At 63.3% G+C, this 23,633-nt stretch carries 21 protein-coding genes and 1 riboswitch; of the genes, 14 read left to right on the top strand and 7 right to left on the bottom strand.

The window, feature by feature from the left end:
- Nucleotides 1-78: 78 nt before the first annotated feature.
- The 3 genes from I5E68_RS05385 (at nt 79) to I5E68_RS05375 (ending at nt 1,671) form a co-directional block, all read left to right on the top strand.
- Nucleotides 79-711, top strand: coding sequence for an FRG domain-containing protein (locus tag I5E68_RS05385; protein ID WP_197161668.1), 633 nt, complete (start codon nt 79-81; stop codon nt 709-711).
- A gap of 104 nt (nt 712-815) precedes the next feature.
- Complete coding sequence (locus tag I5E68_RS05380) at nt 816-1,391, top strand: hypothetical protein (protein WP_197161665.1); 576 nt, start codon at nt 816-818, stop codon at nt 1,389-1,391.
- 133 nt (nt 1,392-1,524) lie between these two features.
- On the top strand, nt 1,525-1,671 hold the full coding sequence (locus I5E68_RS05375; RefSeq protein ID WP_197161662.1) for a hypothetical protein: 147 nt from the start codon (nt 1,525-1,527) through the stop codon (nt 1,669-1,671).
- 378 nt (nt 1,672-2,049) lie between these two features.
- Here I5E68_RS05375 and I5E68_RS05370 read toward each other — a convergent pair whose 3' ends face one another.
- Nucleotides 2,050-2,952, bottom strand: a complete 903-nt coding sequence (locus tag I5E68_RS05370; RefSeq protein WP_197161660.1) for an IS1595 family transposase — start codon at nt 2,950-2,952, stop codon at nt 2,050-2,052.
- A 248-nt stretch (nt 2,953-3,200) separates the two neighbouring features.
- On the opposite strand from I5E68_RS05370, the gene I5E68_RS05365 reads away from it, so the two are divergent.
- Nucleotides 3,201-4,301 (top strand): DUF262 domain-containing protein, encoded by a 1,101-nt coding sequence (locus I5E68_RS05365; protein WP_197161657.1) that lies wholly within the window; start codon nt 3,201-3,203, stop codon nt 4,299-4,301.
- A 3-nt stretch (nt 4,302-4,304) separates the two neighbouring features.
- Here the strand turns inward: I5E68_RS05365 and uvrA are convergent, their stop codons facing one another.
- A complete protein-coding gene (gene uvrA, locus I5E68_RS05360; protein WP_197161655.1) occupies nt 4,305-7,202 on the bottom strand; it encodes an excinuclease ABC subunit UvrA in 2,898 nt (965 codons plus the stop codon).
- A gap of 185 nt (nt 7,203-7,387) precedes the next feature.
- Here uvrA and I5E68_RS05355 point away from each other — a divergent pair, with 185 nt between their 5' ends.
- The 6 genes from I5E68_RS05355 (at nt 7,388) to I5E68_RS05330 (ending at nt 13,307) form a co-directional block, all read left to right on the top strand.
- The gene (locus tag I5E68_RS05355; RefSeq protein WP_228726840.1) at nt 7,388-7,825 is read left to right on the top strand and encodes a hypothetical protein; all 438 of its coding nucleotides are present in this window, start codon (nt 7,388-7,390) and stop codon (nt 7,823-7,825) included.
- 278 nt (nt 7,826-8,103) lie between these two features.
- Nucleotides 8,104-8,301: a hypothetical protein gene (locus tag I5E68_RS05350; RefSeq protein ID WP_197161652.1), complete on the top strand. Its 198-nt coding sequence runs from the start codon at nt 8,104-8,106 to the stop codon at nt 8,299-8,301.
- Nucleotides 8,302-8,735: 434 nt separating this feature from the next.
- Complete coding sequence (locus I5E68_RS05345) at nt 8,736-10,496, top strand: SIR2 family protein (protein ID WP_197161649.1); 1,761 nt, start codon at nt 8,736-8,738, stop codon at nt 10,494-10,496.
- 304 nt (nt 10,497-10,800) lie between these two features.
- Complete coding sequence (locus I5E68_RS05340) at nt 10,801-12,024, top strand: cytochrome P450 (RefSeq protein ID WP_197161647.1); 1,224 nt, start codon at nt 10,801-10,803, stop codon at nt 12,022-12,024.
- A 95-nt stretch (nt 12,025-12,119) separates the two neighbouring features.
- Nucleotides 12,120-12,677 (top strand): GNAT family N-acetyltransferase, encoded by a 558-nt coding sequence (locus I5E68_RS05335; RefSeq protein ID WP_197161643.1) that lies wholly within the window; start codon nt 12,120-12,122, stop codon nt 12,675-12,677.
- 279 nt (nt 12,678-12,956) lie between these two features.
- Nucleotides 12,957-13,307, top strand: a complete 351-nt coding sequence (locus I5E68_RS05330; RefSeq protein WP_197161641.1) for a hypothetical protein — start codon at nt 12,957-12,959, stop codon at nt 13,305-13,307.
- 171 nt (nt 13,308-13,478) lie between these two features.
- On the opposite strand, the gene I5E68_RS05325 is transcribed toward I5E68_RS05330, so the two are convergent.
- The 5 genes from I5E68_RS05325 to I5E68_RS05305 form a co-directional block, all read right to left on the bottom strand.
- A complete protein-coding gene (locus I5E68_RS05325; protein ID WP_197161638.1) occupies nt 13,479-13,793 on the bottom strand; it encodes a hypothetical protein in 315 nt (104 codons plus the stop codon).
- A 26-nt stretch (nt 13,794-13,819) separates the two neighbouring features.
- The gene (locus I5E68_RS05320) at nt 13,820-14,602 is read right to left on the bottom strand and encodes an ABC transporter ATP-binding protein (RefSeq protein ID WP_197161635.1); all 783 of its coding nucleotides are present in this window, start codon (nt 14,600-14,602) and stop codon (nt 13,820-13,822) included.
- A 25-nt stretch (nt 14,603-14,627) separates the two neighbouring features.
- Nucleotides 14,628-15,593, bottom strand: a complete 966-nt coding sequence (locus I5E68_RS05315) for a FecCD family ABC transporter permease (RefSeq protein WP_197161632.1) — start codon at nt 15,591-15,593, stop codon at nt 14,628-14,630.
- Nucleotides 15,590-16,468, bottom strand: a complete 879-nt coding sequence (locus I5E68_RS05310; protein ID WP_197161630.1) for an ABC transporter substrate-binding protein — start codon at nt 16,466-16,468, stop codon at nt 15,590-15,592. The genes I5E68_RS05315 and I5E68_RS05310 overlap by 4 nt, the downstream gene beginning before the upstream one ends.
- Before the next feature lie 89 nt (nt 16,469-16,557).
- On the bottom strand, nt 16,558-18,402 hold the full coding sequence (locus I5E68_RS05305) for a TonB-dependent receptor plug domain-containing protein (protein WP_197161627.1): 1,845 nt from the start codon (nt 18,400-18,402) through the stop codon (nt 16,558-16,560).
- Nucleotides 18,403-18,521: 119 nt separating this feature from the next.
- Nucleotides 18,522-18,719: riboswitch (cobalamin riboswitch) on the bottom strand.
- Nucleotides 18,720-19,014: 295 nt separating this feature from the next.
- Here I5E68_RS05305 and I5E68_RS05300 point away from each other — a divergent pair.
- The 4 genes from I5E68_RS05300 to sucD all read left to right on the top strand — a co-directional run bounded on the left by I5E68_RS05300 (nt 19,015) and on the right by sucD (nt 23,406).
- The gene (locus I5E68_RS05300; protein ID WP_323982092.1) at nt 19,015-20,292 is read left to right on the top strand and encodes a cell wall hydrolase; all 1,278 of its coding nucleotides are present in this window, start codon (nt 19,015-19,017) and stop codon (nt 20,290-20,292) included.
- A gap of 151 nt (nt 20,293-20,443) precedes the next feature.
- Nucleotides 20,444-20,824, top strand: coding sequence for a hypothetical protein (locus I5E68_RS05295; protein ID WP_197161624.1), 381 nt, complete (start codon nt 20,444-20,446; stop codon nt 20,822-20,824).
- Between the two features lie 606 nt (nt 20,825-21,430).
- Nucleotides 21,431-22,393: a malate dehydrogenase gene (gene mdh / locus I5E68_RS05290; protein WP_197161621.1), complete on the top strand. Its 963-nt coding sequence runs from the start codon at nt 21,431-21,433 to the stop codon at nt 22,391-22,393.
- Between the two features lie 122 nt (nt 22,394-22,515).
- A complete protein-coding gene (gene sucD / locus I5E68_RS05285) occupies nt 22,516-23,406 on the top strand; it encodes a succinate--CoA ligase subunit alpha (protein ID WP_197161618.1) in 891 nt (296 codons plus the stop codon).
- Nucleotides 23,407-23,633 lie beyond the last annotated feature (227 nt).

Raw genomic sequence — 23,633 nt, 5'->3', positions numbered from 1 at the left:
GTGTAGGAAAGTGACCATGTCATTGACCTGATGAGCAAAATTTAGCACAAAATTGAAAATTCTGTTACGGAGCGTCACGTGACGAAAATAAAAGTTCACGAGCCAAAATCTTTAACTAAACTTCTTGAAATTATCGAAGATTATCAGAGCAACAGAGAGATAGTTTGGTATAGGGGCGTTAATAACAGCTCTTATAAACTTGAGCCTTCAATAAAAAGAACAAGATTTAAGGCCACTGAAGAAACGATTTTGAATATAGAAAAAAAGGTATCTTCGATATTTTCACAAAGATCCCCACCTTTCGTTAGAGAAAACTTCTCCAGTGACTGGAGAATGCTGTTTTTTATGCAGCATTATGGAATACCTACACGTTTATTAGATTGGTCAGAAAGCCCGTTCGTCGCGTTATATTTTGCACTATCGGGAGCAAAGAGACATAAAACCAATAATTCCCCCCTATCTGATGCGACCCTTTGGATGTGTGATCCAAAGTCTTGGAACAAAGCATCGCTAAATCACATCTCTTTCGACGGTGATATATTGGACGAGAATTGCGAAGAAATAAAATCTTACGCACCATCTACCGATATAAATATACGCGCAACAAAACCGGTAATGATACACGGAACACATAATTCAGCAAGAATTGTCGCGCAACGGGGGGTCTTTGCACTATTTGGGAACCCGATTATCCCCCTGACCCACGTTTGAGCAAGGCGCTCAAGAACGCCGCAAAATAATGTGATACGCAACAAAGCTCTTTCACCACATGGCGTTTTGAGGCATAAGGTTCCCCGCAGTAACCGGAGGGCCGAATGGCGATTCGCGACATCACTATTGAGCTAAAGGCGGAAGAAGCTGATTTGCTGCGCAAGCTTGAGGCTGTGCGCGCGATGCTGTCCGCTTATGGTGAGGCTGCGCAGGAGCAGAATAATCCACCGGCCTTGCGGCTTGGCCCATCGCGAGATGGGCACCTTTCACCCGCCACATCGAAGCCTCAGCCAGTCCGTGGCCCTGTTGAAATTGACGATTACACGGAGGCAACTCGCAAGTCGGTCGTACTCTCGATCTTGGCGCTCTACATCAATGGTTGTATGTTGAAAACGCGCGATCTCGTGGCGTTCGTTGAGAGTATGGGGCACGAGGTCAACGGAAAGAACAAGGTCAATGCGCTTGGCGCGCTTCTATCCAGAAGCGCTGATGTTCAAGCACATGGGAAGTCTGGCTGGACCCTGATTGATCGCGATAAGGCTAGCGCGATCATTCAGAAGTACGGGCCGAAAGAGAATGAGCCACGCAGCGCTTCCGCTGGTGGCTCAGACGCCGCTGATATGGGTGCGCCAACACCCTCCTCAGCATGGAACAAACCCCATCTCAGCCCTGCGAGCTAGAAAGTAGAGTATCCCTATGTGGCAAGCCGTCTTGTTAGACTAAGCTGACGGTCCGCCGTGTTCGGGGCTTTCGCCTCGTTCACGGCGCGATCTTACCACACCAAGATTCCTCTAGTCAAAAGGAACCTAAGGAATGGCTAAGAAGCAGTCATCTCCTAAGGTCTCGACACTGGCCTCTAAGGTGCTGTCCGGCATTAAGAAGCCTACTGCGAAGGACGCGAAGACGCTTGCTGCGTCGGTGCTTTCGCAGGACGAGACTAAGGGCAATAAGAAGAAGTAAGGTCAGGCTCGGCAAGCCGAGTGACCGCAATAACGCAGCGTGCGGGTATCTGGATCACACCGGAAACCTGCACGCTGTTTGCGTCGTCCAATGCGCCCATGTTCGGAGCAAGGGCTTTCACTTCATCATCGCGGATAAGCCAGCCTACCGACGCGCACCGGATAGTGCCAGGGGCCTCAAAAGATGCTAGATAAGACCAATTCGGGATAGGCTGCGCACTATCCTCCCACTCGATCATAACGAGAGGACAAGAATTGGAACGCTTAACCTTAGCAGCCGCTTTGCGTGATGGGCGCTTAGACGACTTCGTTTTGCAAGCGGAGGCTAGTGGCGTTGGCCCTGCTGATCTGTCCGAGTTTGAAGCAATGGTCGGGCGCATCACAGTGCCCCTACCAGAAGGTCAAACATCCCGTTCACGCGGTTCCGGTTCGTCGCGCGGAAAGTGAACTCGTCCAGATAACGCTGCATGTGTTTGCTGCTGATCTGCACATGGGTTGACCGCACTGAAGCCTTGAACAACTTCCAGAAGCCTTCCACGGTGTTTACGTGGAACGTCTCGCCTGAGCGGTAATCGTAGTGGGCATATTCCTTCTTGCCATGCTTCACAGCGCCATGCGTGTAACCATCGTCGGTGAGTAAGCCGTAGGACACCAGTTCGTCAGTCGAGACGACCGAACCGGGTTCCACGTTATCAAGCACCACGTTGCGCAGCGTGTCCTTCTTAACGTCAGGGATAACCACAGCTTTCATGCGACCATCACGTTCAGCAAGGCCCATGACGATGGTCTTGCCAGCAGCGCCGCGACCACGCTTGCCCGAACGGCGACCGCCAACATAGGCTTCATCGAGTTCGACATGGCCAGCCAGAAGGGCGTCAAAGCCCTGCGCCTTGCTCGTCAGATCGCGGATTTGCTGTCCGATGCGGTAAGCGGTCTTGTACGTGACACCAAGCTGTCGCTGCAGTTCCTTGCCACTCACGCCATGACGCGTCGTGCAGAACAGATACATGGCATAGAACCACGAAACGAGCGGGGTGCGCGTGTCGTGCAGGATGGTGTTAGCCGTGGGCGCGATCTGGTGAAGGCAGTGCGGGCAAGCATACACGCGGCGCTCACGCAGCTTGTGGAACTGGCTTTCCGCACCACACTTGGGGCAATCCATCATCGTGCCGCCAAAGCGCACAGTCATGATGTGATCGAGGCAGGCTTGCTCATCAGGAAAGCGCTGGAAGAACTCGCGAACCGAGAACTCGGGGCTGGCAGAAGGGCTACGTTTTGTCATGCCATCTTAATAGCAGAACTCGCAACGTGGGTCAAGGGGATAATCGGGTTTGGGAAAGGCATGGACTCCATGGAAAAAGTGCACGAAGCGAAAGAGTTCCCCCAAGATTGCCTAACACGAATAACGATCGGAAAAAAAGAAATAGACTCTTTTCAGAAATCGCTTTTTCAGAAGGGAATTACTGAAAGTGTTATATTCCCCGATCTCGAAGGACTCTCCCTTGAAATTAAAAGAAGGCTCGGATTCCTATGAGCAGTCTCTTAAAAATTGAGCCCCACCAAACAAGAACGCTAAAATGGTGGAACACTCGCCGGAATAAAATTGATTTTGACCCGCCTTACCAGCGCAAGGGGCGCCTCTGGTCGGACAAAGACAAGTCATACCTCATTGACTCAATTCTCAATGGATTTGACATTCCCAAATTGTATCTTGCAGACTACCAATTTGGTCCATCCAGCTTAAACACAAAAAGATTACCATATGCGATCATAGATGGAAAGCAGAGGCTAGAAGCGGTCTTTGACTTTTTCGATAACAACCTCTGTTTAGATGAAAATTTCATTTGGCGGTTAGCGCCGAATGAGAAGCTTGGGGGACTCAGCCTACAGGATCTTCACCATAACTTTCCAGATGCCGCAGAAGAGTTTGAAAACTCCAGCCTAACAATCATGAGTGTCTTTACTGACGACGAGACGCTCATCAATGATCTTTTCGTAAGGCTAAACCGCAGCAAACCATTGACTGGCGCCGAAGTTAGAAATGCAATCGCAGGCCCAGTTACAGCGGTTATCCGAGAACTTTGCAAACATAGCATATTTTCGGAAACGATAAAATTCAGCATAAAACGCGCTGGCGATAATAATGCGGCAGCAAAAGTGCTAATTTTTGAATATTATGAAGAATTGGTGAAAACAAAGAAAAAAGACTTAGATAGATTTGCCGAAAGCAGCGAGGTCAGCCGAGAGAAACTCGAACTTTCCGCAAGACGCGTCATAGACACTTTCAACGAGATGTCTGATGTATTTATACCTCACGACACACTTCTATCATCATCAGGATTATTTCCAGTATACTACTGGCTAGTAAGAATAACAAACCCAGAATTGCACAAATATATTAGAAGGTTTCTCATAAATTTCGAGGAAGACAGAAAACTCTTGAGAGACCACCAGAGAATTGGCGGAGCATTAAATCCAATCCATAGTAAATTTGCTAGATACGACACCCTTAACAGAAGCACAAATGACGTAGGAAGTCACAGGGGTAGAATTGAAATTCTTAAAGAAATGATGAGAAATTACTTTTATAACAATCTCAAAATCCCAGAAAATAGTATATTCAGATTTTAAGCCTCACAACAACGCCTTCAGATAGTGCCCCGTGAACGAGCGCGGTTCCTTGACCACGTCCTCCGGGGTGCCGGTGGCGACGATCTCGCCACCGCGCACGCCGCCTTCGGGGCCCATGTCGATGATCCAGTCGGCGGTCTTGATGACGTCGAGGTTGTGCTCGATCACCACCACCGAGTTGCCCTGGTCGACGAGGCGGTGGAGCACTTCGAGCAGCTTGCGCACGTCCTCGAAGTGCAGGCCCGTGGTCGGCTCGTCGAGCACGTAGAGGGTCTTGCCGGTGGAGCGGCGCGCGAGTTCCTTGGCGAGCTTGACGCGCTGCGCCTCGCCGCCCGAGAGCGTGGTCGCCTGCTGGCCGACCTTGACGTAGCCCAGCCCCACCTCGTTGAGCATGTGCATGCGGTCGCGGATCGGGGGCACCGCCTGGAAGAACGCCTCGGCATCCTCGATCGTCATGTCGAGCACGTCGGCGATCGAGTGGCCCTTGAACTTCACCTCGAGCGTCTCGCGGTTGTAGCGCTTGCCGTCGCACTGCTCGCAGGTGACGTAGACGTCGGGCAGGAAGTGCATCTCGATCTTGATGAGGCCGTCGCCCTGGCACGCCTCGCAGCGCCCGCCCTTGACGTTGAAGCTGAAGCGCCCGGGCTTGTAGCCGCGCGCCTCGCTCTCGGGCAGGCCGGCGAACCAGTCGCGGATCAGGGTGAAGGCGCCGGTGTAGGTGGCCGGGTTCGAGCGCGGGGTGCGCCCGATCGGCGACTGGTCGATCTCGATCACCTTGTCGCAGTGCTGCAGCCCGGTGATCCTGTCGTGCGCGCCCGCGACCACGCGCGCGCCGTTGAGCGTGCGGCTCGCGCCCGCCTGCAGCGTGTCGATGGTGAGCGAGCTCTTGCCCGAGCCCGAGACCCCGGTGACGCAGCAGAAGGTGCCGAGCGGGAACTCGGCGGTGACCCCGGTGAGGTTGTTGGCGCGCGCGTTGTGGACGGTGACCTTCTTGCCGTTGCCCTTGCGGCGCTTGGCCGGGACCTCGATCTTGCGGGTGCCGTTGAGATAGGCCGCGGTGAGGCTGGTCCTGCTCTTGAGCACCTGCTTGAGCGTGCCCTCCGCGACGATCTCGCCGCCGTGGACGCCCGCGCCGGGTCCGAGGTCGACGAGGTAGTCCGCGGTGCGGATCGCGTCCTCGTCGTGCTCGACCACGATCACCGTGTTGCCGAGGTCGCGCAGGCGCTTGAGCGTCTCGAGCAGGCGGTCGTTGTCGCGCTGGTGGAGGCCGATCGAGGGCTCGTCGAGCACGTAGAGCACGCCGGACAGCCCCGAGCCGATCTGGCTGGCGAGGCGGATGCGCTGGCTCTCGCCGCCGGACAGTGTGCCCGAAGTGCGGTCGAGGTTGAGGTAGTCGAGCCCGACGTTGTTGAGGAAGCCGAGGCGCTCGTTGATCTCTTTCAGGATGGCGCGCGCGATCTGCGCCTGCTGGTCGGTGAGCTTGTCCTCGAGCGCGCCGAACCAGGCGAAGCCGTCGGCCACCGAGAAGCGCGAGGCATCGGCGATGTCGTGGTCGGCGATGCGCACCGAGAGCGCCTCGGGCTTGAGGCGCTTGCCATCGCACACCTCGCAGGGCTGCGCCGCCTGGTAGCGCGAGAGCTCCTCGCGCATGAAGGCGCTGTCGGTCTGCACCAGCCGCCGGTTGAGGTTGCCGATGACCCCCTCGAACGGCTTGTTGACGGTATATTCCTTGCGCCCGTCCTTGAAGGTGAGCGGCACCGAGGCGCCCGCGGTGCCGTAGAGCACCACGATCTTCACCTCGTCGGGCAGCTCCTGCCAGGGCGTCTTGAGGTCGAAGCCGAAGTGGTCGGCAAGGCTCGAGAGCACCTGCATGTAGTAGGGCGAAGGCGGGTTCGACTTGGCCCAGGGCACGATCGCGCCCTGCTTCAGGGTCAGGTTCTCGTTGGGCACGACCAGCTGCGGGTCGAACAACATCTTCTCGCCCAGCCCGTCGCAGGCCGGGCACGCGCCCTGCGGTGCGTTGAACGAGAACAGCCGCGGCTCGATCTCCTCGATGGTGAAGCCCGAGACGGGGCAGGCGAACTTCTCGGAAAAGACGATGCGGTTGGCGGGCAGGCCTGCGCCCTTGAGGTTCTTGCCGGTGCCGTCCGCGCCCTCGTCTTCGCGCCCGGGCACCACGCCATCGGCAAGATCGACGTAGGCGAGCCCCTCGGCGAGCTTGAGCGCCTGCTCGAAGCTGTCGGCAAGGCGCGTCTCGATGCCCTGCTTCACCGCGATGCGGTCGACCACCACCTCGATGTCGTGCTTGTACTTCTTGTCGAGCGCGGGCGCGTCCTCGATGGCGTAGAGCTCGCCGTCGATGCGCACGCGGGTGAAGCCCGCCTTCTGCCACTCGGCCAGTTCACGGCGGTACTCGCCCTTGCGCCCGCGCACGACGGGCGCGAGCAGGTAGAGCCGCGTGCCCTCGGGCAGCGCCATCACGCGGTCGACCATGTTCGAGACCGTCTGCGCCTCGATCGGCAGCCCCGTCGCGGGCGAGTACGGCACGCCCACGCGTGCCCAGAGCAGGCGCATGTAGTCCCAGATCTCGGTCACCGTCGCCACCGTCGAGCGCGGGTTGCGGCTCGTCGTCTTCTGCTCGATGGAAATGGCGGGCGAGAGCCCGTCGATGTGCTCGACATCGGGCTTCTGCATCATCTCGAGGAACTGGCGCGCATAGGCCGAGAGGCTCTCGACGTAGCGGCGCTGCCCTTCGGCGTAGATCGTGTCGAAGGCGAGGCTCGACTTGCCCGAGCCCGACAGCCCGGTGATGACGATCAGCTTGTCGCGCGGTAGCGCGATGTCAAAGCCCTTGAGGTTGTGCTCGCGCGCGCCGCGCACGGTGATGTGGGTGAGACTCATGGGGAGCGTTTGTTCCAGATTTGTTCGCGCCGATCAAGCAGGCGGCGGCGCGCGTTCACGGGTTTCCCCATAGATGGGTTGCGAAAGCCTCTTTGCAAACGCCTCATCGCAATCCCTTTGCCCGCAAGGCCCTACGCGGGCATGGTCGCGCGCAGGGACACGATACCGGGGAACGGGACAAGATCATGAGGCATCCGCTTTTCACCGCAGCGCTGGGCGCGCTCGCCTGCGCCACCACGACCCTCGCTGGCACCCTCGCCGCGCCCGCGCTGGCCGACGACCCGCGCGACCCGGCGATGCGCAACGCCGAGGCGCGCGCGCGCGATGCCGCCGAGATCCGCCGCCTCAACCGCGAGCAGGCCGCGATGGTCGCGCGCCGCGACGCGCAGTACGCGCAAGGCTGGGAGGCCTGGCGCGATGCGCGCGATGGCCGCGCCGACTACGAGGCCGCCCGCGCCGACTACGCGCGCGACATGGAAAGCTACGCCCGCGCCCGCCGCGACCACGACGCCAACGAGGCCGCCTACGCCGCCGCACGCAGCGACTATGAAGCCGACATGCGCGCCTGGCGCCGCGACGTCGAGGCCTGCCGCGCAGGGTACCGCGAACACTGCGCGCGGTAGGGCTTGGGCCGGCACCCGGCCCCGCCTTGCCGATACCAGGCTGATACAAAGGACCCCGGTCGCCAATGGCGCCGGGGTCTTTGTTCGAGCCCTGCGTACAAAAGTGCACACTACTGAGTTTGAACACTTTTATACGCAATTGATTGCAATGAAGCGGGCGCTTCGATCCGGCGCTCGCGCAGGCCGTCTGGTCACAATCGCGCCGCGCCACGGGAAAGCGCGATGCCCCGGCGACGTTCCTCGGATGCCACATCAATGTGGCGGAGAGGATAAGAACAATGAACCAGAACAACGACCAGAACCGCCAGCAGGGCGACCAGAGCAAGCAGGGCCAGCAGACCCAGGCCGACCCCAACAATCCCAACCGCCAGCCCAACGAGCAGGAACGGCGCGACGATCAGGGTCAGCAGCAGCGCCAGCAGTCCGGCGAGACCAGACAGCCCGGGCAGAACCGCGACAGCGAACAGAACCGCTAGGTTCGTTCCGGTGTGAGCGAGGGGCCGCAGTGTAAAAGCTGCGGCCTTTCGTTTGGGTGGTGAAAGGGCTGATTGGCTAGTTGGGGGCCGGTAGGCGCCCGTCCGGTTTAGAGCTGGGGCGCCGGGATAGCCGACGCTCGCGTGGGGCGGCAGCCGACCAACATGAGCCGTTAGATGGCCGGCGTTCGAAGGCAGCTTCTAACGGAACCTGGCGCCCGCGTGATCTATCGGCTTGCTTACAGCAACGCGTACAAAAAGTGGTGGCCTGATGACTTACCGGGATCCTTGAGACTTCCGTACGTCTATGTCCTGCCGATCGCCGTGCCGGAAAAACCGGACACTCCTCCAGTATGAGATCGATCTTTTCTGGGGACGACTGAACAATCTGAGCAAAGCTCATTCCAACGATCTCTCAACGCCGTTAACATTACGGAATGCCAACGATCCAGATTGATCCAATTGATTCCCTTTCCCTGACGCTCCACCATTCTCCGGGAGTACAAGCTCTTCTGCTCGGCAGCGGCATATCGCGATCTGCGGGCGTGCCGACCGGTTGGGAAATCACGCTCGACCTCATTCGTCGGCTGGGCAGCGTTCAGGGCGTCTCGGATCAGCAAGATTGGACAGCCTGGTATCGAGAGACATACAAAAAGGAGCCCAGCTACTCCGAAATTCTGGACGCTGTTGCTGCTGCTCCCGCGGAACGGCGGTCCGTCATCCACGCTTACATTGAGGCTCAAGATGGGGATGACCCGCGCCAACCGACAGCAGCTCATCGGGCTATTGCGAACCTTGTAGCTCTCGGCTCTATCCGCGTGGTTCTGACGACCAACTTCGATCGTTTGCTGGAGAACGCTCTACGTGACGTCGGCATCGAGCCGACCGTGATCGGATCTGACGACGCTATCCTCGGCGCTACCCCGCTAGTCCATTCTCGCTGCACCATCATAAAGCTACACGGCGATTATATGGATGCGCGCATTAAAAACACGCAGGACGAGTTGAAGACTTACTCTCCCGCGATGGATGCTCTCGTCGACCGGGTTCTCGACGAATATGGTCTGATCATCGCGGGATGGTCTGGCGATTGGGACACTGCACTTCGCGCTGCGATTATGCGCACTCCAAGCCGACGATTTCCGTTTTACTGGGCTTCGCGTGGTGCGCTGTCGCAGCTCGGCAATGATCTCCTGAACCAGCGGGCGGGAAAGCTCATTCCCATCACAGACGCTGACAGTTTCTTCATGCAGCTTAGAACCAAGGTCGAAGCCCTTGCGGCTATGAACCGAGTGCACCCGGAATCAATTGCGCTCCTTGTCGCCGAAGGGAAAAAGCTTTGCCGTGACGATCGGTATTCGGCTGAATGGAGCGACCTTTTGGCTCACGAAGTCTCGCGCTTTTCGGACTGGGTACGTAGCCCTGAATTTTTCCAAGGCTCTCCCGATAACGCCTCGATCAACGATCTTGTGAAACGGATTGTAGCCAAGTCCGAGGGTTTGCGTAGACTTGTAATGATCGGAGCGAGATGGGGCACCGATGAAGCGTTCCGTACAATGCTTCGCGCAATCGTTGCCATCACATTTCGAGATATGGACGGCTCAGGTTTTACCTACGTCATATCGCTTCGGCTGCTCGGTGCATCTCTATGTTTTCACTGGGGTGTCGCGGCATCGCTGCTAAGGGCAGACGCATATGATCGTGCATACCGCCTCATGCATCTGATTATTTCAGCCAAGTATGAGCAAGGCCTGCCGGCCGTGACGCGCCTACCTCTCGCAGCTCTTAGCAGCGTCGAATGGAAATTTCTTGACGGGCTGGAAAGGCGTCACACGCCGCATAGTGACTACTTTTCAGAAATTTTTTTAAATGAAGCTAAAGACATCGTCGTTGGGCCAAATGAAGCAGACGCGGTCTGGGACGACAGTGAGTTCCTGATCGCGGCGGAATCAGGCTACCAAAGGCTGCTGACGAAGGAAGATAAAGATCTCTGGTTCTGGGTTCCATTTGGACGCTTCGTATGGCGGCGCGAAAGTGGCACGAGCATAAGTCAGCGAATGGACTATCTGCGCGGGCTTTCCGACACTTCGCCGGAACTCAAAGCCGGACTTTTCGGCGGAAGTATGGATGGTCTGAATAAGACACTGCCAAAGCTCACAAAATTTTTCGAAGAAGAAGGCTCGCGCTACTCTTGGTAGTCATCGCGGGCTAGACAAGACTGGATGACGGCTAGCGACAAGACTTCGCCGTACGAAAATCTTTCTGCAACGGCTGATTAGTCCTAGCCTCGGACAGAACCGGACTGACCGCTCGTAGGCGCGGGTCTTTTCCAATTGAGCGACTTCGATGGGCGCGTAACCGACACTATCCGCCCTCGGTCTTCCGACCTGCCCCCCACCCAGCCATGCTTCTCCAAAGTGCTAGCTTGCCGCGCCGCAGCCCCCGAACCTAGCATCACCGCGCAGTAAAGCGCCGGTCACGGGCGCGTGTGGAGAGAGAACCATGGCTGAAACGACGACAGCGCCCGCCCCGGCGCCCATTCCGGCCCACGTGCCCGGCGAGCGCGTGATCGATTTCGACGTGTTCTCGCCGCCCGGATCGCAGGCGGACTACTTCGGGGCCTGGCTGGCGCTGCTCGACGGGCCCGATCTGGTCTGGACCACGGCCAATGGCGGGCACTGGATCGCGGCGGGCGGTTCGACCGTGCGCGGTATCTGGGAGGATGCCGCGCGCTTCTCGAACGAGGCCCTGGCGGTGACGCCCGGGCTCGGCGAGGTCATGGAGTTCATCCCGCTCCAGCAGGACGCGCCCGAGCACAAGCCGTTCCGCAGCGCGGTGATGAAGGGCTTCGCGCACCAGCACATCGTCGCCACCGAGCCGCTGGTGCGCGGCGAGACGGTGCGGCTGATCGAGGCCATGCGCCCGCATGGCCACTGCGACTTCATGGCCGAATTCGCCGAGATCCTGCCGGTCCACACCTTCCTCTCGGTGATCGGCGTGCCGCCTGAGGACCGGGTGCGGCTGCGCCCGCTCGGACGCCAGCTGACGCGCCCCGACGGCACCATGACCGTCGTGGAACTGCGCGATGCGGCCGATGCCTATCTCGAGCCCTATATCCGCGAGCGGCTCGCCAGCCCCGGGCCCGACCTGTTCAGCCGCATCCTCTCAGTCCCCATCGAGGGGCGCGCGTGGACCTTCGAGGAGGCGCAGCGCATGTGCCGCAACCTCCTGTTCGGCGGGCTCGACACGGTCGTCGCGATGCTGGGCAATGTCATGATGCACCTCGCGCGCCACCCCGCGCAGCAGGAGCGGCTGCGGCAGGACCCGGGCCTGATCCCCGATGCCGCCGACGAGCTGATGCGCCGCTATCCAACGGTCGCGGTGACGCGCAACTGCGTCGAGACCTGCGAGATCGACGGCGTCACCGTCGAGCGCGGCGACCTCGTCTACCTGCCCAGCGTGCTGCACAACCTCGACCCGCGCAGCTTCGACGCGCCCGAGACGGTCGACTTCGCGCGCAAGCTGACGCAGGTGCGCCACTCGACCATGGGGGCGGGACCGCACCGCTGCGTGGGCGCGGCGCTCGCTCGCATGGAGGTCATCGTGGTGATCGAGGAATGGCTGGCGCGCATGCCCGCCTTCACGCTTGCCGAGGATGCCCGGCCGACCTTCCGGGCGGGCAACGTGGGCGCGCTCGACCAGCTCGCGCTGGCCTGGCAGGCCTGACCGCGCAGCACAGCGCACGCTGCACGCAAGAGGCGCTGGACCGGGCCGCTGCAAACGCTATCAAGGCGCGCGCAGCAACAGCTTTGGACCAGCCCATGACGACCCGGACTTCGCAGATCACCACCCGCTGGGCCGCCCCCGAAGACGTGCCCGCCCTGCAGGCACTGATGAAGCGGGCGATCGATGCGCTGCAGGGCGACGTGCTCACCCCCGAGCAGGTCGTGGCGAGCCATCAGGTCATGGGGCTCGACACCCAGCTCATCGCCGACGGCACCTACCTCGTCGCCGAGCGCGACGGGGTCATCGCGGGCTGCGGGGGGTGGAGCTATCGCGCCACGCTCTACGGCGGCGATCACAGCACCGACCTGCGCGACCCGGAACTGCTCGACCCGGCTCGCGACGCCGCGCGCATCCGCGCGATGTATACCAATCCCGACTTCGTCCGGCAGGGCGTGGGCCGGCGCGTGCTCGCCGACTGCGAGGCGGCGGCGGCGGCGGCGGGCTTCGCCGCGGTCGAACTGATGGCGACGCTCGCCGGCGAACGACTCTATACGCCCAGCGGCTACGTCCCGGTCGAGCGCGTCGATGCCATGGGCGGCGGCATCGCGATCCCGATGATCCGGATGCGCAAGGAACTCGCAGCGAAGGCATGAGCGGACGGCCAGAACCTGCGCCCGGCAGGACCAGGCCAGTCCATTACCGCGTTACGTACAGAAGTGATCTCTCCCCCCGGCGAGGAGAGGATCGGTGCAGCAATCAACTAGAAGCAATTTACTTCGGCACAATCGCGAGAATCCGGGCAAGTCCGGTGAAATTGCTGCAAGAAGCAGAGCTTGCTGTCTGCTTTCGGGACAGGCCTGCAAGACGAATTGCGCCATGCCCCAGCCCTCTTCTACCCCTTTGGAATTATTTAAATTCTCAAAGGGGCTATCATGACTTTTCCGATTGCAGCAGCACCGCGTGACGGCAGCTTCATCCTCGCCTGGATCGAGGGCAACCAGCCGGGCAGCGCGACGCCGTTCACGCGCGAACTGGTGCGCTGGGACGAGACCGCGCAGTGCTGGCTGCCCGAGGGCAAGCAGGTCGCGGACATCGACGACCGCCGCTGGCAGCCGACCCACTGGGCTCACCATCACCCGGACTCGGTGATCGCGCCCTCGGCCAGCGACATCGCCGCAGCGCTCGGCGAAACCGCCGCGCCTGCCGCCCCGGCTCGCAGCAGGCCGCCGGTCGAGACGCTGGCCGACAAGCTCGGTCTCGGCGCGGGAACGCACGCTGCCTGAAGCACACGAAAAAGCCGGTTGCGCACGATCTGTGCCCAACCGGCCTTGAAACCGTCGAAAATCGCCCCTGCCAGCCGCCGCACCTCAGCGGTCATGGCACCAGACAGTGGCCGTCGGTCACCCAAAATGAAAAAGGGCCGCACCCGTAAAGGAGCGGCCTTTTTTAATAGATCAGCTGAAACGGTTGCTCAGGTCGCTCGCTACATCGTCATTTCTTGCGAGAGCGAAAGTAAGCGGTCCTTTACGACGCAGGGACTGGCAAATCCAGATGCCCTTGTCTTCGCAATATTCACGCAGATCGTGAAAGTTCTGGTCCAGATAGGTGAAGCGGGAAAATTCTGCAATATTGTTAGTCATGAGCCAGTATATAGCGGATAATCTGTAAAATTTCAACCCGCCGCTCCTGTAGCACTTTTTCCCGGAATTCCGCGACTTTTGGGCGATACGACGAAGCGCGGCGCGAAATTCCCTTCGCGCCTGCAGCATTTGCGAGCCCTTGCGGCGTGCGCGCCTCAGTCGCGCGGCAACAGCCCGCGCTCGCTCACCGGCGAGGGCAGCCCGATCGAGAGCGCGCGTTCGCCCGGCTCGCCCAGCCATGTCGCGGGGCACTTCCATACGGAGGAGACGATCTCGCGGGTGAGCGCGACCTCGGGCGGTCCCTCGGAGGCGACGTGGCCGCGGTCGAGCACGACGACGTAGTCGGCATGGTTCATCGCAGTGGCGAGATCGTGGATCACCAGCACCACGCCCCTGCCCTGCCGCGCCTGATGGCGCAGGCGGCGCATCAGGGCGGCGGCATGGCCGAGGTCAAGGCTGGCCAGCGGCTCGTCGGCAAGCAGGTAGCCCGGGCGCGTCGCCAGCACCCGCGCCATCAGCGCGCGCGCACGCTCGCCGCCCGAAAGGTGCGAGACCGGACGGTGGCGCAGCTCGGCAAGGTCCATCGTCGCGATGGCCTCCTCGATCGCCTCGGTGTTCTCGCGCGCGGGCGCCCCGCTCCAGGGCAGGCGGCCGAGCGAGACCAGCGTCTCGACGGAAACGTCCCAGGCGACCTCGGGGCTTTGCGGCAGGTAGCCCAGCCACTGCGCGCGTTCGCGCGGCGAGGTGAAGTGCAAGGGCCGCCCGGCAAGGTGGACCGAACCGCTGTCGGGGCGGCGCAGGTCGGCAAGGCAGGAGAGCAGCGTAGACTTGCCCGCGCCGTTGGGCCCGCAGATCGCGGTGACCGTGCCGCGCGGAGCCTGCAGCGAGACGTTCTCGAGCCGACCGGTGACGCCAAGGGCGCGCGCCTCGATGGTCATGCAGGGCCTCCCACGCCAGCGAACATCAGATCATCCCCCGGCGCATGCGCAGCAGTAGCGCGAGGAAGAACGGCGTGCCCAGCAGACTGAGCGCGATACCGAGGCGCAGCTCGCCGCTCGCGAGCGGAAGCACGCGGCACAGGCAGTCGGCGACGAGCAGCAGCAGCGCGCCTGCAAGACCGCTCGGCACCAGCAGCGAGCTTGGTCGCCGGTCGGTCAGCGGGCGCACGAGATGCGGCACCATCAGCCCGACGAAGCCGATGATCCCGGCGACCGCGACCCCCGAGCCGATGACGAGGCCGATGCCCAGGATCACCTGCACCTGCAGCACCAGCGGATCGACGCCGAGCGAGCGCGCGGCGGATTCGCCCAGCGTCAGCGCATCGAGACTGCGCCGCGCACCGTAGAGCACGGCGATACCCGCGCCCGTCAGTGGCAGCGCGATCCACACCTCGCGCCACGAACGGTCAGCGAGCGCGCCCATCATCCAGGTCACGATCTCGCTCATCGCGAAGGGCGACGGCGATAGGCTGATCGCGAGGCTCATCAGCGCGCCCGCAAGGCTCGAGACCATCAGGCCCGCGAGCGTGAACAGCGCCACCCCGCCCCCGCGCCCGGCGATGAGCGCGAGCAGCGCCATGGCGCCAGCCGCGCCGACGAGCGCGAAGATCGGCAGGAAATAGGGCGAGGCGGCATAGCCGGTCCAGAAACTGAGCACCGCGCCAAGCGCCGCGCCGGGCGCGATACCGAAGAGGCCCGGATCGGCAAGCGGGTTGCGCAAGTAGGCCTGCATCGCCGCGCCGCTGACGCCCAGCCCCGCCCCCAGCGTCAGCGCGAGTACCGCGCGCGGCAGGCGCAGCTGCAACAGGATCAGCGCGGCATTGTGCGTATCGGGCGCGAGCGGGTCGATCCACACTCGCCCCGCGAGCAGCGAAAGCGGCACGACGAGAAGCAGGCCGAGCAGCAGGAGGAGATTGAGGCGCAGGTTCATTCGCCCGCCCCCTTAGCAGTCGATCCGTGCGCCAGCGAGCGCCGTGCATCGGCCATTCGATCCAGCAGGCGCGGCACGGTCGGCCCGGCGCACCACAAGAGCGAGCGCGAGAGCGAAAAGCGCGCGGTATGGTCGAGCTCGGCAAGCGCAGGATGGCGCAGCACGCGGTCCTCCTCGGCAAGCGGGTTGCCTGCCGCGAAGATCACGCCCGGAGGATCCGCGAGCACTTGTTCGAGCGGGAGATAATCGGCCTGCCCCAGCCCGCGCGCGGCAGCGGCATTGGTGAAGCCTGCATGGCGCACGAGGTCCATGACCAGCGCGTCGTTGCCCGCGACGAGCCCCGCCGACTGCCACACCAGCGCGGGCACCGGCTTCCAGCCGGGCGGCGGCGCGCTGTCGGCCAGCGCCGTGTCGATACGAGCGACCAGCCGCTCGCCCGCCGCGCGCTCGCCGGTCAGCGCCGCCAGCGTGCGGATCTGCGCCTTCGCGCCTGCGACGTCGGTGACGATGGGTTCGCGCACGACGCGGATGCCGAGATCCTCGAGCGCGTGGAGCGTCGTGGGCGGCAGGAAGCTGCTCGCGACAACGACCTGCGGATCGAGCGCGGCGATTTCCTCGACCGAGCCCGAGACGCCGCGATAGCGCGAGGCCTCGGCCAGCCCCATCGAGGTACTCGAGGGATCGTGACTGTAGCTGGAGATCGCGAGCAGTTGCCCGGGCGCGCTCACTTCGGCGAGCACCGCGTCGGTACACGGGTTGAGCGAGACGATACGCGGATGGCCGGGCGCGAGGGCAGCGCCTTCGCTGCGCCCATTCGCGCCGCTGCACCCGGCAAGGCCGAGCGCGAGCGCACAGCCCAGCGCCGATTTGGCCAACGCTCCCTTCGTCAGCCACGGCTTCCCCGCGCGCCGCGCGCGCAGGCGCAGCGGCGCCTCGCGCGAAGCCACGCAGGGAAGCCGCAAGCTCACATCTTCACCCGCACGCCGGCATAGGCCGAACGACCAGGCGTGCCGTAGAGGCGCACGACCTCGTAGTGCTCGTCGAAGACGTTATCGAGCCGGGCATAGACCTCGACATTGCGCGTCACCGCGTAGGAGCCGCGCAGGTTGACCACGGTATTGCCCTCGACCCGCAGCGAATTGGCGGCATCGTCCCAGCGACCGCCACCCACGCGCAGTTCGCCGCCGAGGCGCAGGCCGCCCACGCCATTGACGTCCCAGCGCTTGTCGATGCTGACCAGCATGTTGTTCTTGGTGCGGCGCGGCAGCTGCGCGCCGGTGAGCGCGTTGGTCGCATCGAGATAGGTATACGAGAGCGCGACGTCCAAGCCCTGCCAGTCATGCACCTGCATGCCCAGTTCCAGCCCCTTCGCGCGGGCCTTGCCGATGTTGTAGTAGTTCCAGTTGACCAGGTCGTAGTCGATCAGGTTGCGGGTCTTGCGGTCGAACCAGGTCACGGTGAGCGCGCCCTTGCCGTCGGCGAAAGGCTGCTCGACGCCCGCGTCCCAGCCCTTCGAGGTCTCGGCCTCGAGATCGCGGTACCCGGCGTTGGTATAGAGCTGGTATAGCGAAGGCGCCTTGAAGCCCTCGGCATAGCTCGCGCGGATCACCGGACCGGTCAGGCCGAGCGGCGCCCATGCGCCGTTCGCGGCGAAGGTGGTGCGATCGCCGAAGCTCGAATTGTCGTCGTAGCGCAGGCCGCCGTTGAGCGTCAGACCGTCGAAGGGCCGCACGGTGAGATTGCCGAAGACGCTGTCGATACGCATATCGTCCTTGGACCCGTAATTGTCGGTGAAGTCCTGCTTCTCGGTCTCGGCCCCGACCAACACGGTCACCAGTTCGACCGGGGTGAAGTCCACCTGCCCCTCGAAGCGTTCGTTCTTGCCGTTGGTCTCGTAAGGGCCCCAGGCCGCATCGTCGGAGATGCGGCGGGTATCGACCACGCCATAGCCCACGCGTGCGTGCAGGCGATCGTCGAGCCCGGCATAGCGGACATTTCCATAGCCGGTGAGATCGCGCTTCATCCCGACATTAAGAGCATCGGCGCCGGTGTTGTCGTAGTCGTAATTGGCCTTGGTCCAGTAGGTCCCGGCATCGATGGTGAGCCCATCGAGCAGTTCCAGCTCGGCGCGGGCATTGGCGCTCTTGCTCTCAAAGCCGTCCTTCTCGGTCGCGCCGCGACGCTCGTTGTAGGCCGAGTAGCCGTCGCCCTTCATCCAGTTGCCGCCGACCGTCAGGCCGACCGGGCCGAGCAGACCCGAGGCCGAGGCGCTGGCCTGCTTGCGGTCGCGCCAGCCGTATTCGGCCTGGGCGCGCGCGTGCCATTCCTCGGTCGGGCGCTGGGTGATGAGGTTGATCACGCCGCCGATCGCACGGCTGCCCCACAGGACGCTCGACGAGCCGCGCACGACCTCGATGCGGTCGAACTGCGCGACGGTCAGCGCGCCGAAGTCGAAGCCGCCGCCGACATCGCCCGGATCGTTGATGCGCACGCCGTCGATGAGCACGAGGCTCTGCGCGTTGTCGGCGCCGCGCACGAAGACGCTCGAGGGCTGGCCGAAGCCGCCCGAGGCGGTGACCTGCAGGCCCGGCAGGCGCGAGAGCACGTCGGTGGCGGTGGTCGCCTGGGTGTTCTCGATCTCCTCGCGGGTGACGACCGAGACCGACTGGCCGACCTGATAGAGCGGCGCCGCGGTGCGCGTGGCGGTGACGACGATGTCGTCGGGCGCCTCCTCGGCATGGGCGTCGACCGCGGGTGCGAGCGCGAGCACTGCGCCGATCGCGCAGCTGGCGAGGTAACGGGAATTCATTGTCTGTCTTGCCTCCGGAGCCCTGAACGTCGTTGCCGTTCATGGCGGAGGCGTGCCGGCCCTCAAGGCACGCGAGACCGCTGGCCCCCGGTCCCCACGCCCGGATGCGCAAACGACGGCCACGGGCAGGTCTCCTGGCTCCCGGATCATGGCTCGCCCCGCCTTCCCGGCAGCGCATCGGCGGCCAGTGGCATCGGAGGCGAACTCCCCGGTCACAGTTGCGGGGGCAGCGCCGGACTGGTTACCGGCTTCCCTCTTCGGTCCGTGCAGGCCCCTCTCGCCGAAAAGGCGCGCAAGGCTCACCGGACAACCCGTGACGTCAGGGGCACGGTGTGCCCCTTGGCCGCGCCGATAGGTGGCGCAGGCGCGCTTGGCAAGCGCGGGCAATCCGAGAGCTGGCTACCTCGCTCTTTTCGCAGGGGCGCGAGCGCCTTGTGTTGCGCCCGTGCCTCAATCCCCGCGATTTGCGGCCAGCCGAAGCCGAGGCCCCGAGCCGGCCAGATGCAATTCCTTAAGGCCTCTGCCATATGCCGGGCGGACCGGGTCGCTGTGAGCCGGCATGTCGCGGAGTCGCGTGCCCGATGCACGCATCCGCCGGTTCAGGGACTAAGCGTGACAGCACGGGAGGCCATGGCGAGCGGATCGGCACAGGCGCCTCGCGTGCCTGTCGCAGCGCCGCGTTCCGCTGAAACGCAGCCTCCTGTCCTGAGCCCTCTGGCTGCGCAGCTGGTGCGTCCTGCCGATTTCGCCGGGCGCTTCTCGCGCCAGCGGCGCGGCATGGGCCTGCGCCGTCGCCGCGCGCGGCTGCGCAAGCGGCTCGCTGCCTGCGCGGTCTCCGCGCTCGCGCTGCCCGCCTTCGTCGCGCCGGGCGGCTGGGCGAGCATCGCGCAGCCCTTCGACGGTGGCGCCTTCGAGATCGGCAATGCGCAAGTCCAGGCGCTGGTGGTCGAGCCGATGCCTTTCGAGCAGCCCGGCACCAGCTTTCCCGGCTCGGCCTTCTATTATCTCGAGATGAAGGAGACCACGGCGCGCGACGGCGGCTCGGTGCTCGATGCCGCGGGCGCGCAAGTCGGCCCTGCCGCACGCTCTTTCAGCTATTACGACGCAGGCGGGCGACATGCCCCGAGCGCGCTCGACCGCTCGCGCGCGTTGCAGTGCATGACCGCTGCGATCTACTACGAGGCCGCGAGCGAGCCCGAGGCGGGCCAGCGCGCGGTGGCGCAGGTCGTGCTCAACCGGCTTGCGCACCCCGCCTACCCCTCCAACGTGTGCGGCGTGGTCTACGAAGGCTCCGAGCGCGCGACGGGCTGCCAGTTCTCGTTCACCTGCGACGGCGCGATGGCCCGCCGCCCCGCACCCTATTTCTGGGCCCGCGCCGAGAAGGTCGCGCGCGAGGCGCTGGCAGGCAAGGTCTATGCGCCCGTCGGGCTCGCCACGCATTACCACACGCTTCAGGTCAGCCCCTACTGGGCGCCGAGCCTGCACTATCTCACCACCATCGGCGCGCACCGTTTCTACAGCTTCGCCGGACGCGCGGGCGAGCTATCCTCCTTTCGCTATGTCTATGGCGGCGGCGAGCCGGTCGCCGCTCCCCATGCACGGCTGGCTGGAAGCGCTATGGGCACTGACACGCTCGACCCGGTGGCGCTGCAGAACGCCTTCGCCGCGCCGTCCAGCAGCGCCCCCGCCGCGCCAGCGCAGACTGCAGCCAGCGCCCTGCCACGCACCGACAACCTGCCCGAAAGCCGCTGGCGCGCCGACGCCACCTCTCCGGCTCCGCTCGCAAGTGAGCCTGCGCCGGCGAGCGATGCCCCCGCGCTGCCCGGTTCGACCGGCGTGCGCCCCGAATATCGCAACTCGGGCCGCTGGATCGCTCGTCCCGGCTCCTGAGAAGCACGTCTCGTCTTCGTAAACTTCGAAGAAACCATAGCCTCAAACAAACACTTAGCGCCTCTCCCCTAGAAGGAGCGCATCGGGTCGCGGAGGCAGAATCCACCGTCGCCAAGGGGTCTCAAGACAACAAGAAGGGTTCAGACCAGTTATGGCAATTCGTTTCGCTGCCGCCAGGGGATGCGCGAAGCCGGCGATCGACACGGCTATCTGCCGTTCTGCGCCGCTCAGCGCCGGCAACGACAATGCCGACCGCAAGTGCGCGCCGGGCACGATCGAGCTCTCGATCGTCAACCGCACGCCGAGCGCCGAGGGCGTCACCGTACCCGCCAACGACGAGGCGATGCTCGGCGAGGCATTGCGCCACTTCGCACGCCACGGCCTCTCCGCCGCCGAACATGCGCGCCGCAACGCGCAGGCTGCCAACCTCAACGGCGATGCCGTCTCGTGCAGCTGGTGGATCGAGATCTGCCGCCGCCTCGACCGCCGCATGGCCGCGCGCTTCGAGAAGCGGCTCGCCAAGCCCGCCTGAGCCGGGACGTGCGGGCTCGAACCCCGCTCCACGACAGATAGTGCACGCCAAACAGGGCCGCGCGGATCGATACGGTTCGCGCGGCCCGGTTCGTTCGACCTTGTCGCAAATGTACTTCGCCCCGCCGCCATTTCGCCTTGGGGGTGCGACGAGCGCCGCCGGTGCCTCTTGCCGAGGTGCGGTGCGCCACCGAAATCCGGGACATGGTCAGGCCACCGACCCCAGCTCAAGCGCCCGCGATGACGGGCTGCGCAGGGCCGCCGCGCACCGAAGCGACGGCACCCCCGCCATGCCCCTCCAAAGGCCGTCACGAGTCGAACCAGCGCCCTTTTCGAGTTGCATTTTCTGCAACCCGAGCAGCCAAACGTGCGCTTGAAATACCGCATTAGGCCCGCAGGAACCCGCTATTTACCCTGCTTATTGCAATTGCGAACTGTTATCACTAAAATGCAGCCCTTACCTCCCGATTTGGCCGCATTGGCGGTTGCAATGTTGCAATGACAGGGTTAGGGCCGCCCTTGCAACTAGCGGCACGCGCCTTTCGCGGGATGAAGCGCGCGCCATCAAGTCCGTCAATCCCGCCATTGGGAAGGACAAGCAAGCATCATGGCTCGTAAGAAGATTGCCCTCATCGGCGCCGGCAACATCGGCGGCACGCTGGCACACCTCGCCGCGCAGAAGGAACTGGGCGACATCGTCCTGTTCGACATCGCCGAAGGCATCCCCCAGGGCAAGGCGCTCGACCTTTCCCAGTGCGGCCCGGTCGAAGGCTTCGACGCCTCGATCACCGGCACCAACGACTACGCCGACATCGCCGGCGCGGACGTCATCATCGTCACCGCGGGTGTGCCCCGCAAGCCCGGCATGAGCCGCGACGACCTGCTCGGCATCAACCTCAAGGTGATGAAGTCGGTCGGCGAAGGCATCGCCAAGAACGCCCCCGACGCTTTCGTGATCTGCATCACCAACCCGCTCGACGCGATGGTCTGGGCGCTGCGCGAATTCTCAGGGCTCCCCCACAACAAGGTCGTCGGCATGGCCGGCGTGCTCGACTCGGCCCGCTTCTCGACCTTCCTTGCATGGGAATTCGGCGTCTCGGTGCGCGACGTGACCTCGTTCGTGCTCGGCGGCCACGGCGACACCATGGTGCCGATCGTCGAGTACTCGACCGTCAAGGGCATCCCCGTCCCCGACCTCATCAAGATGGGCAAGTCGACCCAGGAGCGCATCGACGCGATCGTCAAGCGCACCGCTGGCGGCGGCGGCGAAGTCGTTGCCCTGCTCAAGACCGGCTCGGCCTTCTACGCACCGGCTGCCTCGGCGATCTCGATGGCCGAGAGCTACCTGCTCGACCAGAAGCGCGTCCTGCCCTGCGCCGCCTACCTCGAAGGCCAGTACGGCGTTGACGGCATGTACGTCGGCGTTCCGGTCAAGATCGGCTCGGACGGCGTCGAGGAAGTCATCGAGATCGCTCTCGACGACACCGCCAAGGCAGGCCTCCAGGTCTCGATCGACGCGGTCAAGGAACTGGTCACCGCCTGCAAGGGCATCGACGAGAGCCTGGCCTGATAGTAGAGACCTCGCGCGATGCCGGCCCTGACAAAAAGGCCGGTATCGCTCGAACAGAATAGTTTCTTGGTACCTCCCCGGCCCTCGCGGGTCGTTTCCAGGAACAGGAACAGGAAAAACCGATGTCAATTCTCGTCGACAAGAACACCAAGGTCATCACCCAGGGTATGACCGGCAAGACCGGCAGCTTCCATACCCAGGCCGCGCTTGACTACGGCACGCAGATGGTTGCCGGCGTGACCCCCGGTAAGGGCGGCACCGATCACCTGGGCCTGCCCCAGTTCGACACCGTGGCCGAAGCCAAGGCCGTCACCGGCGCCAACGCCTCGTGCGTCTACGTTCCGCCCTCGGGCTGCGCCGACGCCATCCTCGAGGCGATCGATGCCGAGATCGAACTGATCGTCGCCATCACCGAGGGCGTTCCCGTCCTCGACATGGTCCGCGTGAAGCGCGCCCTCTCGGGCTCGAAGTCGCGCCTCATCGGCCCCAACTGCCCCGGCCTGCTCACCCCCGGTGAGTGCAAGATCGGCATCATGCCCGCGAACATCTTCTCGAAGGGTTCGGTCGGCGTGGTCTCGCGCTCGGGCACGCTGACCTACGAAGCCGTGTTCCAGACCACCAACGCAGGCCTTGGCCAGACCACCGCGGTCGGCATCGGCGGCGACCCGGTCAACGGCACCAACTTCATCGACGTGCTGGAACTCTTCCTCGCCGACGACGAGACCAAGTCGATCATCATGATCGGCGAGATCGGCGGCTCGGCCGAAGAAGAAGCAGCGCAGTTCCTCAAGGACGAGGCCAAGCGTGGCCGCAAGAAGCCGATGGCCGGCTTCATCGCGGGTCGCACGGCACCTCCGGGCCGCCGCATGGGCCACGCAGGCGCCATCGTCTCGGGCGGCCAGGGCGGCGCCGAGGACAAGATCGCGGCGATGGAAGAGGCCGGCATCAAGGTTGCTGCCAGCCCCTCGCTGCTCGGTGAGACCCTTGTGGAAGCCCTCAAGGAAATCGCCTGATCCCATTTCCGGGCGGGCCGCGTCGCAAGGCGCGCCCGCCCGGGGACACGGGCCTGCAAGGTGACCGCGCGCAAAAAGCACGGCCCCGCCGACCCGAAGACTACGAAGTACGCTGCTAAGGCGCCGAGAAGCGTCCTGCGGTAAGACAACCAAGCACTTCGGCTCCTCCCCGGGAACCCCAGTGCCCAGACCATTCCCAGGATGTACCGGGCATCATGCGCCGGCAC

Source organism: Novosphingobium aureum, assembly GCF_015865035.1.
GTDB classification, from domain to species: domain Bacteria; phylum Pseudomonadota; class Alphaproteobacteria; order Sphingomonadales; family Sphingomonadaceae; genus Novosphingobium; species Novosphingobium aureum.
This window is presented reverse-complemented; position numbering and strand designations above follow the sequence as displayed.

Coding starts and splice junctions, on each gene's coding strand:
- I5E68_RS05380 (WP_197161665.1), top strand. CDS start 816: ATGGCGATTCGCGACATCACTATTGAGCTAAAGGCGGAAGAAGCTGAT.
- I5E68_RS05375 (WP_197161662.1), top strand. CDS start 1,525: ATGGCTAAGAAGCAGTCATCTCCTAAGGTCTCGACACTGGCCTCTAAG.
- I5E68_RS05370 (WP_197161660.1), bottom strand. CDS start 2,952: ATGACAAAACGTAGCCCTTCTGCCAGCCCCGAGTTCTCGGTTCGCGAG.
- I5E68_RS05365 (WP_197161657.1), top strand. CDS start 3,201: ATGAGCAGTCTCTTAAAAATTGAGCCCCACCAAACAAGAACGCTAAAA.
- uvrA (WP_197161655.1), bottom strand. CDS start 7,202: ATGAGTCTCACCCACATCACCGTGCGCGGCGCGCGCGAGCACAACCTC.
- I5E68_RS05355 (WP_228726840.1), top strand. CDS start 7,388: ATGAGGCATCCGCTTTTCACCGCAGCGCTGGGCGCGCTCGCCTGCGCC.
- I5E68_RS05350 (WP_197161652.1), top strand. CDS start 8,104: ATGAACCAGAACAACGACCAGAACCGCCAGCAGGGCGACCAGAGCAAG.
- I5E68_RS05345 (WP_197161649.1), top strand. CDS start 8,736: ATGCCAACGATCCAGATTGATCCAATTGATTCCCTTTCCCTGACGCTC.
- I5E68_RS05340 (WP_197161647.1), top strand. CDS start 10,801: ATGGCTGAAACGACGACAGCGCCCGCCCCGGCGCCCATTCCGGCCCAC.
- I5E68_RS05335 (WP_197161643.1), top strand. CDS start 12,120: ATGACGACCCGGACTTCGCAGATCACCACCCGCTGGGCCGCCCCCGAA.
- I5E68_RS05330 (WP_197161641.1), top strand. CDS start 12,957: ATGACTTTTCCGATTGCAGCAGCACCGCGTGACGGCAGCTTCATCCTC.
- I5E68_RS05325 (WP_197161638.1), bottom strand. CDS start 13,793: ATGCTGCAGGCGCGAAGGGAATTTCGCGCCGCGCTTCGTCGTATCGCC.
- I5E68_RS05320 (WP_197161635.1), bottom strand. CDS start 14,602: ATGACCATCGAGGCGCGCGCCCTTGGCGTCACCGGTCGGCTCGAGAAC.
- I5E68_RS05315 (WP_197161632.1), bottom strand. CDS start 15,593: ATGAACCTGCGCCTCAATCTCCTCCTGCTGCTCGGCCTGCTTCTCGTC.
- I5E68_RS05305 (WP_197161627.1), bottom strand. CDS start 18,402: ATGAATTCCCGTTACCTCGCCAGCTGCGCGATCGGCGCAGTGCTCGCG.
- I5E68_RS05295 (WP_197161624.1), top strand. CDS start 20,444: ATGGCAATTCGTTTCGCTGCCGCCAGGGGATGCGCGAAGCCGGCGATC.
- mdh (WP_197161621.1), top strand. CDS start 21,431: ATGGCTCGTAAGAAGATTGCCCTCATCGGCGCCGGCAACATCGGCGGC.
- sucD (WP_197161618.1), top strand. CDS start 22,516: ATGTCAATTCTCGTCGACAAGAACACCAAGGTCATCACCCAGGGTATG.